Raw genomic sequence first — 15,271 nt, 5'->3', positions numbered from 1 at the left:
CCCGGGAGGTGCGCCGCCGCGCCCGGCGTACGGTCGCCGAGGAAGCCACGCCGCGCACGCTCGCTCGGGCTACGTGGCGTCGTCGTCGTACGGCGTGGGGCGACCCGGATCGTAGACGGCGGGGGGCGGCGGTGCGAAGTCCTGCGCCGTCGAGCCAGCACCCGTGGCAGCGGCCGTGGCCGCGCCCCCCATCCCCGCCAGCCCGGCCGAGCCTGCCATCGCCTCCGAACCGGCGCCGGCCGGCTTCGGGTCCTCCAGGAGCGCCTCGCGCACGATCCGACGCGGGTCGTACTGCCGCGGGTCGTAGGCCTTCCAGTCGACCTCGTCGAACTCGGGGCCCATCTGCTCGCGGAGCTGTTCCTTGGCACCCTCGGCCAGGGAGCGCAGCTCGCGGATCCAGGACCGCAGCTTGGCCGCGTACTGCGGCAAGCGTTCCGGGCCGATCAGCAGCACAGCGATCACCGCGATGATCACGAACTCCCAACCGTTGATGTCGAACACCCGCTGCGCCTCCGTTCGGACCGGTTGCCCGCGCACCATCCTGCCTCAGCCGACTGAGTGCGAGCTGTCCGATCGGCGCGGGAGCATTCGATCCGGCCCGGGAGACCCCTAGCGGCCCGCGATGTCGCGCCGCCGGTAGCCGACCAGGCCCAGCGCCACGAGCAGCACGGCCACCAGCGACTCGATGAGCACCGGCGGCCACGCCATGGGTTCGCCCGGGATCTTGGGCAGCTGGGCGAACGGGGTGGCGTTCAGGGCCGCCTCCGGCAGTTTGAGGATGCCGCCCAGCCAGTTGACCAGCATCGACCACGCCACGACCAGCCACGGCAGGACGGCCAGGCGGGGCACCCAGCCCACGACGGTCATGGCGAGCCCGACCACGAGCCACACGCCGGGCAGGAGGGCGAGGCCACCTCCGACCACCCGGCCCACGATCGAAACGTCCTCCGCCACCCCCTGGGGCAGCGCGCACAACGCGGCACACGCCGCCATGACGAGGCTGGGTACGCCGAGCGCGAGCCCGAGGTGGGACCAGGCGAACGCCGTACGTCGGGTCGCCGTGGCCAGCATGACCTCGGCGTGCCCGTCGAGCTCTTCGCGCCGCAACCGCCCCAGGCACTGCAGCGCGAACGCGACGACGAGCGTGACGATGATCCCGAGCATGGCGACGTAGAAGGCCGACTTGAGGTCGGCGATCCCGCGGCCCATCGCGCGGATCCGCTCGGCGACGGCCGCGTCGTCCTTCAGGGCGGTGTCGAACGTGCTGCTCAGCATGCCGACCACGGCACCGAAGACCAGGAGGCCGACGACCCAGACGCCGATGCTGCCGCGCTGCAGCCGCCAGGCGAGTCCGGCCGCGGAGGACAGCGCGGGCGTCGCGTGCGCCGGGCCCGGAGCGGCCGGCCGCAGCCCGGCGCCGAGGTCGCGGCGCGACTCCAGGGCGACGGCCAGGGCCAGCAGGGCGACGGTGAGGAGCGCGGGCAGGAGCAGGACCGGGAGTCGGTCCCCGGCGTACGGCCTCGCCAACGCCGGCCATTCGACGGGCGAGATCCACTGGAGCGATCGGAGCGGGCTGTCGACGGGCGAACCGTCCGCGAGCGCCCGCACGAGGAACGCCGCGCCCAGGGCGCTGAGCCCGTACTGCCGAGCCGTCCGAGCCGAACTCGACAGCTGCGCGGCCACCGCGCCGACCCCCACCCACACGGCGGTGCCGAGCGCCATCCCGAGGCCGAAGGTCAAGCCGCCGGGCCCCGGGGCATAGCCGGCCAGGGCGGCGGCGGACAGGACGCCGTACGCGCTCGCCGCGATCAGGCCCAGCGTGATGGCGGCGGCCAGCGGCGCGTGCCGCCCGATCTGACCGGACCGGAGCAGTTCGAGCCGGCCGTCCTCCTCCTCGCCGCGCGTGCCGCGGATCACGCCGAGCACGGCCATGATGGCGGCCATGGCGAGCACGAAGGTGCCGACCCGGAACATGACGAAGCTGCCGGTGTTCATCAGGTCGAACGGTGGCCCGAGCAGGGCGCGCATGGTCGGGTTCGCGGCGAGCGCCTCGGCGGCGACGCGGCCGGCAGGGTCGTCGGACACGATGCTGCGGTATTGGCTCGCCGTCGTCGGGAACATGCTGGTCAGCACGAGGATCCAGATCAGGTAGAACCACCGGCTGCCGCGCGCCGCCGCGCGCAGGCAGACACCGAAGCCGCTCATGCCGCACCCGCCGGCCAGTTGCGGGTCGCCGAGTCGTCGCCGTAGTGCCGCAGGAACAGTTCCTCGAGGGTGGGGGGCGAGCTGGTCAGAGACCGTACGCCGCCGTCGGCCAGCCGGCTCAGCAGGGCCGGCAACGCGGCCGGCTCGACCTGGCAGGACAGCCGCGAGCCGTCCAGCACCACGTCGTAGACGCCGGGCAGGCTCGTCACGTCGACGGGGGTGGCCGTCTCGGCACTGACCTGGGTGCGGGACAGGTGGCGCAGGTCGGCCAGGGTGCCGGACTCCACGATGCGGCCGGCCTTGACGATGCTGACCCGGTCGCAGAGCGCCTCGACCTCGGAGAGGATGTGGCTGCTCAGCAGGATGGTGCGGCCGCGGTCGCGCTCCTCGCGTACGCACTCCGTGAAAACGCGCTCCATGAGCGGGTCGAGACCCGAGGTCGGCTCGTCGAGCAGGAGCAGCTCGGCGTCGGCCGCAAGGGCGGCGACCAGCGAGACCTTCTGGCGGTTTCCCTTGCTGTAGGACCGACCCTTCTTGCGGACGTCGAGATCGAAGCGCTCGACCAGCTCCGCCCGGCGGCCGGAATCGAGGCCGCCCCGGGCGCGGCCGATGAGATCGATGGCCTCCCCCCCGGTGAGGTTCGGCCACAGGCTCACGTCGCCCGGGACGTACGCCAGCCGTCGGTGCAGTTCCGCCGCCTGCGCCCAGGGGTCCCCGCCCAGCATCGTGACCTCGCCCGCGTCCTTGCGAAGGAGCCCCAGCAGGACGCGCAGGGTCGTGGACTTGCCCGAGCCGTTGGGTCCGAGAAAGCCGTGCACCTGGCCCTGTTCGACGCGCAGCGAGAGGTCGTCGAGGGCGACCGTGGAGCCGAAGGTCTTGCGCAGGCCGCGCGTCTCGATGACGGCGTCGTTCATCAGTCCTCCCGGGATGAGGTCTCCTGCACGCATCATGCACCGATCCAGGGCGGCGCAACCTCAGGCACGTTCCACGGGCATGGCGAGTCCCGGCATGGCGAGTACCGGGCATGGCGGACCTCGGGCATGGCGAAGCCCCGCCGACGGATTAGTCGCGTCGACGGGGCTCCGGGTCTCGGGAGTGCGGCAGCCGGTCAGGCGTGGTCCGAACCACTCTCGTCGCTGCCGTGGTGCTGGACCGCCTCGGCCGCGTCGCGAACCTTCTGCTCCGCGCGAGCGGCGGCGTCGGCCATGGCGTCGGTCGCCGTGCGCGCGGCGTTCTTCACCTGGTCGGAGGCCTTCATCATCTGCACATTCATGAGGCTGCCCAGCTGAGCCGCCTCGCCCTGCAGGGCCGTGAGGTATTCGATGTTGGCGTCCGCGACGCGGTAGGCGAACTGGCGCTGGACCTCCAGGGCCTTGGTCCAGAAGTCGAAGGACCGGTCGATGCCCTCGCGCATCTGCTGGTTCAGCTCCTTGGGGTCCATCTTGGCGAAGCCGGCGGGCATGACGCCCTGCCATTCGTTCATCATCTGCTCCATCGTCGCGACCCAACGCTCCTGGGCGTTGCGGGCGGCGTCGTAGTACGAACCGGTGATGCTCATGAGATGCCTTCCTTGCGGTGGGGATGGGCGGCGGCTCGGCGAAACCACCACTCGTCGATTGAAATAGTACGCACGCCGCGCACGGCATGTCAACCGTCCATGATTGATATGCCAAGCGCCAGCGTGTCCGGCGGCTACGACTCCAGGTGGCGACGTCGCAGGCTCCGGTAGACCCCGATCACCACCTGCTTCTCCTCGTCGGTGAGCAGCGGGTCGGCCAAAACGCTGGCCTCCACGCCGGTGGCCTCCCGCTCGCCGTCCTCGGCCGGTCGCAGCCAGCCGGACTGGCTCAGCAGGTATTCGGTCGAGAGATTCAGGGCCTCGGCGATCGATGAGACCACCTTGAAGGAGGGCTGGTGCAGCCCCCGCTCGACCTGGCTGAGATAGGCATTCGACACGTTGCTCAGCGAGGCCAACTGCCGCAACGAGAGGTCCGCGAGCTGCCGCTGGGCGCGGATGAAGGACCCGAGCGCCCCTGCGCCCGGGGAAGATCCGGTCGCCCCGTCGGGGGTCGACGCATCCCGCTGTTCATCCGTTCGTCGGGCCATGGCCGAGATTCCCTTGCTCATACTCAACGGTAGTTCCATCTAGCGCACCTATAACCATCGTAGGGCCGAGGTCGGATCGGCCGATGATCGTCGTCACACGAGGTCGGATGACTCCCCCCGCGGACATCCCGGCCACCCTCGGAGGCCACATGACCGCGGATCGCCCCATGTCCCCGCTCGAACAGGTGCGACGCGCCTACGAAGAGACCGAGCGTCGCACGAGCGAGTCGATGGAGGGCCTGGTCGCCACCGAGGGCTTCTCCGATCTGCTCGCGATGACGGTCGGCAACGCCATGTCGCTGAGCAAGATGTCCGGCACGTTGCTGGACGACGTCGTACGTCGGACGCGGTTGGCCGGCCGCACCGACGTCACCCGGCTGGCCCAGCAGCTGGCGCGGACCGAGGACAAGCTGGAGCTGCTCCTCCAGCACGTGGAGGGCATCCACGACGCGCTCACCCAGCTGCGCGCCGACCTCGCCCGACCCGGTGCGCCGGCGGCGTCCGCGGCGACGCCGGACCAGGACACATGAACCCGCTGCGCACCCTCACCAAGCTGTCTCGGACCGCGCTGACCACGTCGAACATCCTGCTCACCGTCGAGGAGACGCGCATCGGCGTGACGCCTCGCGTCGTGATCTGGACCCACCGCAAGACCACCCTCTACCGCTACCGAAGCACCACCCGGCGCCACAAGACCCCCGTGATGCTGGTCTTCGCCCTCATCAACCGGCCCACGATCTTCGACCTCCAGCCGGGGAACTCCTTTGTGGAGTTCCTGCTCCACAAAGGCTTCGACGTCTACCTCATCGATTGGGGCGTGCCCGGCGACGAGGACCAGGACATGGGGCTGGCGGAATACGTCTGCGACGAACTCGCCTGGGGGATCCGCGAGGTCCGGCGCTCCTCCGGGTCGGCCGACGTGAGCCTGATCGGGTGGTGCATCGGCGCGGCCCTCTCGGCGATGTACACGGCCCTCGCCCCCCGGGGCATCGTGCGCAACCTCGTGCTCCTGACGATGCCGGTCGACACCAGCGACTCGCTCTACACCACCTGGCTGGCCCGCGATGCCTTCGACGTCGACCACGTCGCCGACAGCGTCCCGGCCCTTCCAGGTGGCTACGTGGACTGGGCGAACCGCCTGATGAAACCCGTGGCCAACTACGTCACGACGTACCGCAAGCTCTGGGAATCCGTCGACGCGGGCACGGTGAACCGACAGACCTGGCAGGCCATGAACAAGTGGGTCGGCGACAACCCGCCGTTCCCCTCGACGGCCTTTCGTCAATGGGTGACGTGGATGTACAAGGAGAACCGCTTGGTCCGCGGCCGGTTGTTCCTGCGCGGCCGGCGGGTGGACCTCGGGGCCATCGAATGCTCGACGCTGGTGGTCACCGCCGACGCCGATCACATCGCGCCGCGGGAGGGGACGCTCCCGCTACTCTCACTCGTGGCCTCTTCTGACCTGGAGCATTTCGACCGCCCTGGCGGACACATCGGGCTCATGGCAGGATCCAAGGCTCGCAAGCAAATTTGGCCCGACATCGCGGCATGGCTCGCGGCCCGAAGCGACGAGGTGGTGCCCCACACGAGTTCGACGTCTCACGATCAGGATTAACCCGCATCCCCTACGAGAACCAGTTCGCACTGACTGCCCCGTAGTGCCGTCGTCAAAGGAGACACGACATGACCACGACGCAGAACCCGTCCGCCCCCAGCTCCCCCACCAACCCGAAGGAAATGCAGTCCTACCTTCAGGGCAACAAGCTGCACGACCGGGTCGCCTTCGTGACCGGTGGAACCCGTGGGATCGGCGCGGCGATCAGCGAGAGCCTCGCCTCCCAGCACGCGCACGTCGCCCTCGGCTTCTCCGGCAACGTCGAGAAGGCGGAGACCCACCTCGCGCTGCTCAAGGACCACTTCCCCGAGCAGAACTTCAGCCTGCACCAGGGCAATGTCGGCGACCCCGAGTCCTGCCGCCGCACGATCGCCGAGGTCATCGAGCAGCACGGCCGCCTCGACATCCTCGTCAACAACGCCGGGATCACCAAGGACAAGGTGATCACGAAGATGAGCGACCAGGACTGGTACGACGTCATCAACGTCAACCTCTCCGGCTCGTTCTTCCTCGCCCAGGCGGCGCTCAAGCACATGATCGAGCGCGGCACCGGCCGCATCGTGAACGTCAGCTCGCTCATCGGCGAGCACGGCAACATCGGCCAGGCCAACTACGCCGCGTCGAAGTCCGGTGAGTTCGGCCTGACGAAGACGCTGGCCAAGGAGGCCTGCTTCCACCTGGAGCGCGCCGGCAAGCTCACCCCCGACAGCATCGGGATCACGGTCAACACCGTGACCCCCGGCTACGTCCTGACCGAGATGGTCGCGGCCATCCCCGAGAAGGTCCTCGACAAGATCGCCTCCGGGATCCCGGTGCGTCGCCTCGGCAAGCCCGAGGAGATCGCCCGCGTCGTGCACTTCCTGTGCGCCGACGAGTCCGGCTACATCACCGGTCAGGTCTGGGGCGTCAACGGCGGCCAGGACATGTGATCCGCGGGGGTGGCTAGGGAGAGATCCCCCGGCCACCCCCAGGGTCTGGGTCTGGTCCAGAACGTCAGCGGAGGAGAAGGAAATGGACAACAAGGCACCCGTAGACCCGAAGGCCGTCGAGGAGGCCGTGGCCCGCATCAAGGAGATGAGCGACAAGCTCATCGAGTCGAGCCGAAGTGCCGGGCTGGCCAGCCTGGACGCCTATGAGAAGTCGCTGGAGAGCATGCTTTCGTTCCAGCGCAAGGCCGGCAAGGCCACGCAGATCGACTTCATCTCCGAGTTCGCCGCGATGCAGGCCAACTACATCAAGGCGATGAGCGAGGCCTACACCTCGGCAGCGCGGCAGATGCTCACCTGAGTCTGCGCCTCGGACACTCCCGGCGTACGACGCAGGACCCTCGACGAGTCGGGCTCCCCGCCCAGGTGGGGAGCCCGTCTCGTTGGTTCGTGGGTGAGGGCCGGTACGCCGTATGCGGCGACGAGCTGTACGCCGTACGGGATGACCGGTTGCGGGCCGTCAGGCGGGACGCAGGCCCGGAATTCGGGTGGCGCGGGACCGCTTGCTGGTGGGCGCCCGGTGCGCCAGGGCCTCGCGGAGCTGGGCCCGGCCGCGGTGAATCCGCGAGCGCACGGTGCCGAGCTTGATGCCGAGCGTGGCCGCGACCTCTTCGTAGGAGAGGCCCTCGATGTCGCACAGCACGACGGCCGCGCGGAACTCGGGCGCGAGGGCGTCGAGCGCCCGCTGCACGTCGTCGTCGAAAGTCCGCTCGTCGTACGTCTGCTCCGGCCCGGCCTCGCGGCTGGGCAGCCTGGCGGCGGCGTCCTCGGCGAGGGCGTCGAACCGGATGCGCTGGCGCCGACGCATCCGATCCAGGAAGAGATTCGTGGTGATGCGGTGCAGCCACCCCTCGAACGTGCCCGGCTGGTAGCTGTCCAGCGACCGGAACACGCGCACGAACACGTCGTGAGTGAGGTCCTCGGCGTCGTGCGGGTTGCCGGTCAGCCGATAGGCGAGCCGGTAGACCCGGGCCGAATGTTCCCGCACCACCTCCTCCCAGGTCGGCGCCACCCAGTCGGGTGTCACCTCGGGGAGGTGGGCTGCGTTCACTGCGGTCCTCACATTCGTCGGCCGGCAGTCCGTGCCGGGCAGCCGTCAGGGTCGACCTAGCCGATGATGCCGCATGTCCCTGGGAATCGCCTGGGGGATGGCCCTGGAGCGGCCTGTCGGACGGCCCGCGACCATCGGGCTCTCATCTCCGCGAGTTGGCGTCCGTCCGCCGAACGCGGCGCCACTAGGCTTCGCCTATGAGCGGGCAGAAGGTGGCCTCGTGGGCCTACACCGAGGACTTCATCGGCGAGACGGTCGCGCTGGAGACCGCCCGAGCGCGGGGGGAACAGCTGGGCGCCACGCCGGTCCTGCCGGGCACCGGGGCGGCCCTGCGGATGCTCGCGGCGGCCTGCCACGCCAAGACCATCGTGGAGATCGGCTCCGGCGCCGGGGTCTCCGGCCTGTGGATCCTCGAGGGGATGCCCGCGGACGGCGTACTGACGACGATCGAGATCGAACCGGAACACGGGCGGGCCGCCAAGTCGGCGTACGCCCAGGCGGGCGTCCCCGCGAACCGGACCCGCATCATCACCGGCGACGCCCGGGACGTGTTGCCGCGCCTCACCGACGGGGCCTACGACATGGTGCACGTGGACGGGGACAAGCGCGACTATCCGGGGTATGTCGAGCAGGCCATCCGCATTCTGCGTCGCGGCGGGGTGCTTGCGATCGACAACATGCTCTGGCACGACAAGGTGGCGGACCCGGCCGCCCGGGACGACGTGACGACGATCATTCGCGACCTCGGCAAGAGCCTGCGCGACGACGACCGGGTCATCCCGACCCTGCTCCCCGTCGGCGATGGGCTGTTCGTCGCCATCAAGCGCTAAGTGCACGCCTCAGGGGCGCCGCCGAAGTGGCGGCGCCCCTGAGGCGTTGGCGTGACGGCGCGCGAACGCTCGGTCAGAGCGGCACGTTCTCGCAGTTCTGGATCGCTCGGCCCAGGTCGGCGGCCTCGTCGGGCGTCATCTCGACCACGAGGCGACCGCCACCCTCGATCGGCATGCGGACGATGATCGCACGCCCCTCCTTGGTGACCTCCAGCGGCCCGTCGCCGGTACGCGGCTTCATCGCGGCCATGTGTGCCCCTTTCTCAGGCGTTACCGTTGCGCTCTTTGTGCCGTCCGGCCCCGGCCGAGCCCGTACGCTGCGAAGCAGCGGCACGACTGACCGGGACGCCCGATGGCGCGCACTCGTTGCTCCATTATCTCCGCTCGCTTCTGGCATGCGAAATCGGGGACGGCCGTGTCGCGCCGCGACAGGTCGATGTCGTGCGGTGATGCGGGCTCCAGCCCGCCGAACAGGAGGAGTGCAGATGTCCACGAGTAGCCCGGTCGAGGTCAGCTGTGCGGGAGGCGTCGCCACCGTCCGCCTGTCGCGTCCGGAGGCCATGAACTCCCTCGACAACGCCACGAAGGACGCCCTGCGGGATGCGCTCGCGGCGGTGGCCTCGGACGAGGACGTCCGGTGTGTGGTGCTGACCGGGTCGGGCCGGGCGTTCTGTGTGGGCCAGGACCTCAAGGAGCACGTCACCGGCCTGCGGGCCGGGGACGCCGACCTCGCGCAGACGGTCTACGAGCACTACAACCCGATCGCGGAGCTGCTCGCCACGATGGACAAGCCGGTGATCGCCGCGGTCAACGGGGTGGCCGCGGGGGCGGGCGCGGCGTTCGCGATGGCCTGTGATGCGCGGATCTTCACTGAAGGGGCGGCGATGAACCTCGCCTTCTCGGGGATCGCGTTGTCGTGTGACTCCGGTACGTCGTACTGGCTGCCGCGCCTCGTGGGTCCGGCGAAGGCCAAGGAGCTGCTGTTCTTCCCGCGCACCCTGAAGGCGGCCGAGTGCCTGGAGTTGGGCCTGGCGACGCAGGTCGTGCCGGAGGCGGAGTTCGAGGCGGCGGTGGCCGATCTCGCGGGCAAGCTGGCGGCGGGGCCGACGAAGTCGTACGGCGCGATGCGGCAGAGCGTGGCGTACGCCATGGGCCGGGGCCTGAGCGACGCCCTGGCCTTCGAGGCGGAGCAGATGCAGCGCACCGGCACCTCGGCCGATCACGCGGCCGCAGTGGAGGCGTTCCTGGCGAAGGAGAAGCCGGCGTTCACCGGTCGCTGACGACGAACCCAGCGCAGCGTAGTTCGAGGAAGCGGCCGGCGGTTACGCCGGCCGCTTCCTCGCGGTCACGGTGGGAAGTCGCTCGGGGGAACGAACCGCCACAGCTCGTACAGCCACCACCACTGGGTCGCCACCCCGAGAGCGGCCCACCCGGCGGCCAGTGCCCACGTCCGTACGGCGGAGGGGGCCCCCCGCCACGCGCCGTCGACGGCGATGACCGCCCAGGGGAAGCACGGCAGCAGGTAGCGGATGACGCTGGTCCCCGGGTCGAGCACGACGGCGAGGTAGAACGGGTAGGCCAGGATCCAGGTGCGCAGTACGGGGCCGAGGCGCGCGGCCCACGGCCCGAGGGCGAGCCCGAGGAGCAGCGCGACGATCGCGGCCAGGGCGAGCCGGGCGGCGGTGCTGCCGGCGCCGCGGAAGAACCATTCGGAGATGCCCACCCAGGGCGTCAGGGGCACGATGTTCTGGCCGTGTCGCCAGGTGGCCATGGTGTCGGTGTACGCCGTGCGCACCCCCGTCCCGAGCCAGGCCACGAGCGGCCAGGTCAGGCCGGCCAGGCCACACCCGGCCAGGGCGGCCAGCATTCCGGTGCCCTCGCGTCGCTGGATGGGTCGGTCGGCGCGGCGGCGCCAGCGGACCACGACGGCGACGAGCGCGACCACGCCGAGCGGGACGGCGATGGGGCGGGCCAGCCCGGTGAGGAAGGCGCAGCCCGCGGCCGCCCACCACTGTTCGCGGTCCAGAAAGCGCAGGACGAGCGCGAGCAGCAGGATCGCGAGGCTCTCGGTGTAGGCCACCTGGAGGACGGGTGAGGGGGCGCAGGTGGCCCAGACGACCACCGCGGCCAGGGCCGCTCGGGGACCCACGTGGTCGCGCAGGGTGGTGCCGATGACGACGGCCGCTGCGCCGCCGAGCAAGAGCGACAAGGTGGCGCCGGCCAGCGCGAAGGGTGCGCCCGTGAGGCCCATGACCAGGCGGGTCAGGACCGGGAACAGGGGGTAGAACGCCCACGGGTTCTGTTGCAGGTCGCCGGTGTAGGGGTCCCGCGGGAGCTCATGCGGGTAGCCGTGCTGGGCGATCTCGCTGTACCAGCCCGCGTCCCAGAGGCCGACGATCGTGCCGTAGGTGACGTGTTCGCCGGTCCAACCGACCGGGACCTGGTAGCGGGTCAGCACCGCCAGCAGCACACCGCTGACGAGCCGGGCGACGGCGTACAGCCCGATGATCCACCCGACGTACGGCACGTGTCGCGCGCCGAGCTCGACCCCGCGGGTCTGCGGGGCGAGGGGACGCGCTCGGGAGGCGGCGCGCGGTCGCGACGCGGCGTGCGCGGGGGTCACGGCGCGCGGTCCCCGCCCGGAGGGTCGGTGGGGTTCGGTTCGCGAGGGGCGTCGGCGGGCTGTGCGGCGTGGGCTGCCGGACCGGGGCCGGCCACGTCGTCGGGGTCGATACCGGGGCCAACGGTCGTCAGCGCCGCGAGGCGCTCGTCCCGGGTGGCGATCTCTTCGGCGAGCCGGTCGAGGACGGCGTCGACCTGGTCCATCCGATAGCCGCGCACGGCCCGGTCGAAGCGCACCCCGGCGAGGTCGGCGCGGGTCAGCTCGCCGTGGCGGCCGGGCGGGAGCACGTCGTGGCCGGTCGTGTGGACGGGCTCCGGCATGGCCACGCTCGCCTCGCTGCCGAGCCTTCCCACGGCGAGGGCGGCGACGGCCCCGGCGACGAGCACGACGAGGGCGCTGAGGAAGACCATCACGGTCTCGATGGTGCCACGGTCGGGGCGATCGACGGCCGTGCCCCCTCCGCGCTCCCCCGCGCGTCGGCCCGCGGGCTCACTCGGGGCGGTGCGGCGGCGGCTGCCCGTCGGACTCGACGATGATCCGGACGGCTTCGGCCACGTCGTCGGTGACCTGCAAGAGGTCGACGTCCGTGGCGGAGATCGTGCCCGCCGGGACGGCGGAGTCGCGCAGCCACGCCACCAGACCGCTCCAGTAGCTGGAGCCGAGGAGCACGATCGGGAACGACGTCACCTTGTGGGTCTGGACGAGGGTGACCGCCTCGAAGAGCTCGTCGAGCGTGCCCATGCCGCCGGGGAGCACGACGAAGCCCTCGGCGTACTTGACGAACATGGTCTTGCGGGCGAAGAAGTAGCGGAAATGGACGCCGAGGTTGACGAACTCGTTGAGGCCCTGTTCGAAGGGCAGCTCGATGCCGAGCCCGACCGACGTGCCGCGCGCCTGCGCCGCGCCGCGGTTGACGGCCTCCATCGATCCCGGGCCGCCGCCGGTGATGACGGCGTAGCCGGCGTCGATGAGGGCGCTGCCGAGGCGTACGCCGAGGTCGTAGGTGGGGTCGTCGCGCCGGGTTCGCGCGGACCCGAACACGCTGACGGCGGGCCCCAGTTCGGCCAGCGCGCCGAAGCCCTCGACGAACTCCGCCTGGATGCGCAGCACGCGCCAGGGGTCGGTGTGCAGCCAGTCCGCCCGGTTCGGCGAGTCGAGCAGGCGCTGGTCGGTGGTCGAGTGCGGGATCTGGTGGTCGCGGAGGGTGACGGGCCCGCGGTGGTACGCCGCGTGGCGAGCCGCGTCCCCGTCCGCGTCGGGCGTGCCGGCTGGTCCATCGGCATTCGGCGGGGGCGGGCCGGCCGGTCCGTGTGGCGTGTGGCTCACCTGCCCCACGGTAACCGCCCGGCCGAGGCCGCCGTCAGGGCTTGCTGGGCGGCAGCGGGTGGACGTGCGGCACCTCGCGGAGCACGGCGGCCAGGTCGACGAGCAGCTGCCCGTCGACGTGGCTGGGGCGGCGCGCGAGCGCGATGTCGCGGTACGGCGCGGGGTCGGCGAGACGGCGTACGACGACGCCCGGGTGCGCCGCGACCGGTGGGCTGACGCTCAGCTCCGGCAGCAGCGTCAGCCCGACCCCGGTGGCGACCATGTGCCGCAGCGTTTCCAGGCTGGTGGCCCGGAATCCGCCGCGCTCGTGCCCGCCCGCGGAGGCGCACACGGCCAGGGCCTGGTCGCGCAGGCAGTGCCCGTCCTCGAGCAGCAGCAGCTCCTGGCCGGCCATCGCGTCGGCGGGCAGCGGCTCGGGCGCGGCGGCCAGCTCGTGCCCGGCCGGCATGGCCAGCAGGAAGTCCTCCCGGAAGAGCGGCTCGGCGGCGAGGGACTCCTCCGGCAGCGGCAGCGCCAGCAGCGCGGCGTCCAGCGTGCCGGCCCGCAGCCGCTCGATCAGCTCCGGGCTCTTCTCCTCGACGAGCAGCAGCTCCAGGCGGGGGAACCGGGCGCGGACGCCGTCCACGATGTGCGGCAGCAGGTACGGCGCGAGGGTCGGGAACAGCCCCAGGCGCAGCGTGCCGGCCTCGGGGTCCGCGACGGCCCGCGCGATCCGGCGGATCTGCTCCGCGTCCTCGAGCAGGTGTCGGGCCTGGGTGACGACCGCCTCCCCCGCCGCCGTGAGCAGGACCGAGCGGGAGCCGCGCTCGACGAGAATCACGCCGAGCTCGGACTCCAGCTTCTTGACCTGGGTGGACAGCGTGGGCTGGCTGACATAACAGGCAGCCGCCGCCCGGCCGAAGTGGCGGTGATCGGCCAGCGCCACCAGGTATTCGAGGTCGCGCAGGTTCACGCCGGCTGCGGCACCGGCGCGCTGGTGCGGATCAGGTGGTCGAACGCGGACAGCGCCGCCGTCGCGCCGGAACCCTCGGCGACCACGATCTGCTTGTACGGCACCGTCGTCGCGTCGCCGGCCCCGAACACTCCGGGCAGGTTGGTCGCGCCCCGGCCGTCGATGACGATCTCGCCGCGGTCGGACAGCTCGACGGTGCCCTTGAGCCACTCGGTGTTGGGGAGCAGCCCGATCTGCACGAAGATCCCCTGCAGCTCCAGCGATTTGGTCTCGCCGGTGGTGCGGTCCTCGTACGTCAAGCCGGTCACCGCCGTACCGTCCCCCACCACCTCAGTCGTCTTGGCGGACATGATGATGTCGACGTTCGGCAGGCTCTTGAGCTTGTCGACCAGGACGTCGTCCGCGCGCAGCACGTCGAGGAACTCGATGACCGTCACGTGGCCCACGACGCCCGCCAGGTCGATCGCGGCCTCGATGCCGGAGTTGCCGCCGCCGACGACGGCGATCCGCTTGCCCTTGAACAGCGGGCCGTCGCAGTGCGGGCAGAAGGTGACGCCCTTGTTGCGGTATTCGGTCTCGCCGGGCACACCCATGTGTCGCCACCGGGCGCCCGTCGCCAGCACGACGGTCTTGGCCTTCAGCGAGCCGGCACCGAACTCGACTGTGTGCAGCCCGCCGGGCTCGGCGGCCGGCACGAGCTTGGTCGCGGCGGCCCCCTTCATGAGGTCGACCTCGTACTTCTTCACGTGCTCCTCGAGGTTCGCCGCGAACGTCGGGCCCTCGGTGTAGGGCACGGAGACGAAGTTCTCGATGGCCATCGTGTCGAGGACCTGGCCGCCGAAGCGCTCGGCCACCAGGCCGGTGCGGATCCCCTTGCGCGCGGTGTAGACCGCCGCCGACGCGCCCGCGGGGCCGCCCCCGACGATGAGCACCTCGTAGGGCTCCTTCTCGGTCAGCTTCGCGGCCGCGCGCTCCTGGGCGCCCGAGTCCAGGCGGCCCACGATCTGGGCCGCGTCCATGCGGCCCTGGTCGAAGAGCTCGCCGTTGAGGTAGATGGTGGGCACGGCGAGGATGTTCTTGTCCCGGATCTCGTCCTGGAACAGCGAGCCCTCGACCGCGGTGTGGCTGATCTGGGGGTTGAGCACCGCCATCGCGTTGAGCGCCTGCACGACGGTCGGGCAGTTCTGGCACTCCAACGACATGTACGTCGTGAACTCCAGGGGGCCCTTGAGCGCCTGGATCGCCTCGACGGTGTCGGCGTCCTCCTTGATCGTGTGCCCGCCGACGTGCAGCAGCGCCAGCACCAGCGACGTGAACTCGTGACCCAGCGGCAGGCCGGCGAACGTCACGTGGATGTCGCTGCCGGGCCGCACGATGTCGAAGCAGGGGTGCCGCTTGTTGGCGCCGTCGAAGCGCGCGGTGACCTTGTCCGACAGGTCCGCGATCTCGGTGAGCATCGCCCGCATGTCCTCAGACTTCGGGCCCTTGCCCAGGGTGGCGACGAGCTCGATGGGCTCCTTCACCATCTCCAGGTAGGTCTTCAGCTGGTCCAAGAGCTCCTTGTCGAGCATGTCTCT

18 protein-coding genes are annotated in these 15,271 nt (G+C 71.0%); 6 read left to right on the top strand and 12 right to left on the bottom strand.

Annotated elements, in window-relative coordinates:
• Positions 1–69 precede the first annotated feature (69 nt).
• From IPK37_13840 to IPK37_13820, 5 genes are all read right to left on the bottom strand, one after another.
• Entirely contained in the window at positions 70–501 is a 432-nt protein-coding gene (locus IPK37_13840; GenBank protein QQS00018.1) for a twin-arginine translocase TatA/TatE family subunit, read from the bottom strand.
• A gap of 108 nt (positions 502–609) precedes the next feature.
• Positions 610–2,205 carry a hypothetical protein gene (locus tag IPK37_13835; protein QQS00017.1) on the bottom strand — a complete coding sequence of 532 codons (1,596 nt, stop codon included), beginning with the start codon at positions 2,203–2,205 and terminating at the stop codon, positions 610–612.
• Complete coding sequence (locus IPK37_13830) at positions 2,202–3,119, bottom strand: ABC transporter ATP-binding protein (protein ID QQS02885.1); 918 nt, start codon at positions 3,117–3,119, stop codon at positions 2,202–2,204. Before IPK37_13830 ends, IPK37_13835 begins: the two co-directional genes overlap by 4 nt.
• 194 nt (positions 3,120–3,313) lie before the next feature.
• On the bottom strand, positions 3,314–3,763 hold the full coding sequence (locus IPK37_13825; protein ID QQS00016.1) for a hypothetical protein: 450 nt from the start codon (positions 3,761–3,763) through the stop codon (positions 3,314–3,316).
• Between the two features lie 134 nt (positions 3,764–3,897).
• Entirely contained in the window at positions 3,898–4,311 is a 414-nt protein-coding gene (locus tag IPK37_13820) for a helix-turn-helix transcriptional regulator (GenBank protein ID QQS02884.1), read from the bottom strand.
• Between the two features lie 107 nt (positions 4,312–4,418).
• On the opposite strand from IPK37_13820, the gene IPK37_13815 reads away from it, so the two are divergent.
• The 4 genes from IPK37_13815 to IPK37_13800 all read left to right on the top strand — a co-directional run bounded on the left by IPK37_13815 (position 4,419) and on the right by IPK37_13800 (position 7,213).
• Positions 4,419–4,841 (top strand): hypothetical protein, encoded by a 423-nt coding sequence (locus IPK37_13815; protein ID QQS00015.1) that lies wholly within the window; start codon positions 4,419–4,421, stop codon positions 4,839–4,841.
• Positions 4,838–5,926: an alpha/beta fold hydrolase gene (locus IPK37_13810; protein ID QQS00014.1), complete on the top strand. Its 1,089-nt coding sequence runs from the start codon at positions 4,838–4,840 to the stop codon at positions 5,924–5,926. The genes IPK37_13815 and IPK37_13810 overlap by 4 nt, the downstream gene beginning before the upstream one ends.
• Before the next feature lie 68 nt (positions 5,927–5,994).
• Entirely contained in the window at positions 5,995–6,855 is an 861-nt protein-coding gene (locus IPK37_13805) for a 3-oxoacyl-ACP reductase FabG (GenBank protein QQS00013.1), read from the top strand.
• A gap of 82 nt (positions 6,856–6,937) precedes the next feature.
• Positions 6,938–7,213 (top strand): hypothetical protein, encoded by a 276-nt coding sequence (locus tag IPK37_13800; protein QQS00012.1) that lies wholly within the window; start codon positions 6,938–6,940, stop codon positions 7,211–7,213.
• A gap of 159 nt (positions 7,214–7,372) precedes the next feature.
• On the opposite strand, the gene sigE is transcribed toward IPK37_13800, so the two are convergent.
• Entirely contained in the window at positions 7,373–7,963 is a 591-nt protein-coding gene (gene sigE / locus IPK37_13795) for an RNA polymerase sigma factor SigE (GenBank protein QQS00011.1), read from the bottom strand.
• A gap of 197 nt (positions 7,964–8,160) precedes the next feature.
• Between sigE and IPK37_13790 the strand changes: the two genes are divergently transcribed.
• Complete coding sequence (locus IPK37_13790) at positions 8,161–8,793, top strand: O-methyltransferase (GenBank protein ID QQS00010.1); 633 nt, start codon at positions 8,161–8,163, stop codon at positions 8,791–8,793.
• Positions 8,794–8,866: 73 nt separating this feature from the next.
• Here IPK37_13790 and IPK37_13785 read toward each other — a convergent pair whose 3' ends face one another.
• On the bottom strand, positions 8,867–9,043 hold the full coding sequence (locus IPK37_13785; protein QQS00009.1) for a DUF3117 domain-containing protein: 177 nt from the start codon (positions 9,041–9,043) through the stop codon (positions 8,867–8,869).
• 235 nt (positions 9,044–9,278) lie between these two features.
• Between IPK37_13785 and IPK37_13780 the strand changes: the two genes are divergently transcribed.
• The gene (locus tag IPK37_13780; protein ID QQS00008.1) at positions 9,279–10,073 is read left to right on the top strand and encodes an enoyl-CoA hydratase/isomerase family protein; all 795 of its coding nucleotides are present in this window, start codon (positions 9,279–9,281) and stop codon (positions 10,071–10,073) included.
• Between the two features lie 65 nt (positions 10,074–10,138).
• Here IPK37_13780 and IPK37_13775 read toward each other — a convergent pair whose 3' ends face one another.
• From IPK37_13775 to ahpF, 5 genes are all read right to left on the bottom strand, one after another.
• A complete protein-coding gene (locus tag IPK37_13775; protein QQS02883.1) occupies positions 10,139–11,320 on the bottom strand; it encodes a hypothetical protein in 1,182 nt (393 codons plus the stop codon).
• A 92-nt stretch (positions 11,321–11,412) separates the two neighbouring features.
• Positions 11,413–11,829 carry a DivIVA domain-containing protein gene (locus IPK37_13770; GenBank protein QQS00007.1) on the bottom strand — a complete coding sequence of 139 codons (417 nt, stop codon included), beginning with the start codon at positions 11,827–11,829 and terminating at the stop codon, positions 11,413–11,415.
• Between the two features lie 76 nt (positions 11,830–11,905).
• Entirely contained in the window at positions 11,906–12,742 is an 837-nt protein-coding gene (locus tag IPK37_13765; GenBank protein QQS00006.1) for a TIGR00730 family Rossman fold protein, read from the bottom strand.
• Positions 12,743–12,776: 34 nt separating this feature from the next.
• Entirely contained in the window at positions 12,777–13,694 is a 918-nt protein-coding gene (locus IPK37_13760) for a LysR family transcriptional regulator (protein ID QQS00005.1), read from the bottom strand.
• Positions 13,691–15,265, bottom strand: a complete 1,575-nt coding sequence (gene ahpF, locus IPK37_13755) for an alkyl hydroperoxide reductase subunit F (protein QQS00004.1) — start codon at positions 15,263–15,265, stop codon at positions 13,691–13,693. Before ahpF ends, IPK37_13760 begins: the two co-directional genes overlap by 4 nt.
• Between the last annotated feature and the right edge of the window lie 6 nt (positions 15,266–15,271).

It is taken from the genome of Austwickia sp. (assembly GCA_016699675.1).
GTDB lineage: Bacteria > Actinomycetota > Actinomycetes > Actinomycetales > Dermatophilaceae > Austwickia.
This window is presented reverse-complemented; position numbering and strand designations above follow the sequence as displayed.

Coding starts and splice junctions, on each gene's coding strand:
- IPK37_13835 (QQS00017.1), bottom strand. CDS start 2,205: ATGAGCGGCTTCGGTGTCTGCCTGCGCGCGGCGGCGCGCGGCAGCCGG.
- IPK37_13830 (QQS02885.1), bottom strand. CDS start 3,119: ATGAACGACGCCGTCATCGAGACGCGCGGCCTGCGCAAGACCTTCGGC.
- IPK37_13825 (QQS00016.1), bottom strand. CDS start 3,763: ATGAGCATCACCGGTTCGTACTACGACGCCGCCCGCAACGCCCAGGAG.
- IPK37_13820 (QQS02884.1), bottom strand. CDS start 4,311: ATGGCCCGACGAACGGATGAACAGCGGGATGCGTCGACCCCCGACGGG.
- IPK37_13815 (QQS00015.1), top strand. CDS start 4,419: ATGACTCCCCCCGCGGACATCCCGGCCACCCTCGGAGGCCACATGACC.
- IPK37_13810 (QQS00014.1), top strand. CDS start 4,838: ATGAACCCGCTGCGCACCCTCACCAAGCTGTCTCGGACCGCGCTGACC.
- IPK37_13805 (QQS00013.1), top strand. CDS start 5,995: ATGACCACGACGCAGAACCCGTCCGCCCCCAGCTCCCCCACCAACCCG.
- IPK37_13800 (QQS00012.1), top strand. CDS start 6,938: ATGGACAACAAGGCACCCGTAGACCCGAAGGCCGTCGAGGAGGCCGTG.
- IPK37_13790 (QQS00010.1), top strand. CDS start 8,161: ATGAGCGGGCAGAAGGTGGCCTCGTGGGCCTACACCGAGGACTTCATC.
- IPK37_13785 (QQS00009.1), bottom strand. CDS start 9,043: ATGGCCGCGATGAAGCCGCGTACCGGCGACGGGCCGCTGGAGGTCACC.
- IPK37_13780 (QQS00008.1), top strand. CDS start 9,279: ATGTCCACGAGTAGCCCGGTCGAGGTCAGCTGTGCGGGAGGCGTCGCC.
- ahpF (QQS00004.1), bottom strand. CDS start 15,265: ATGCTCGACAAGGAGCTCTTGGACCAGCTGAAGACCTACCTGGAGATG.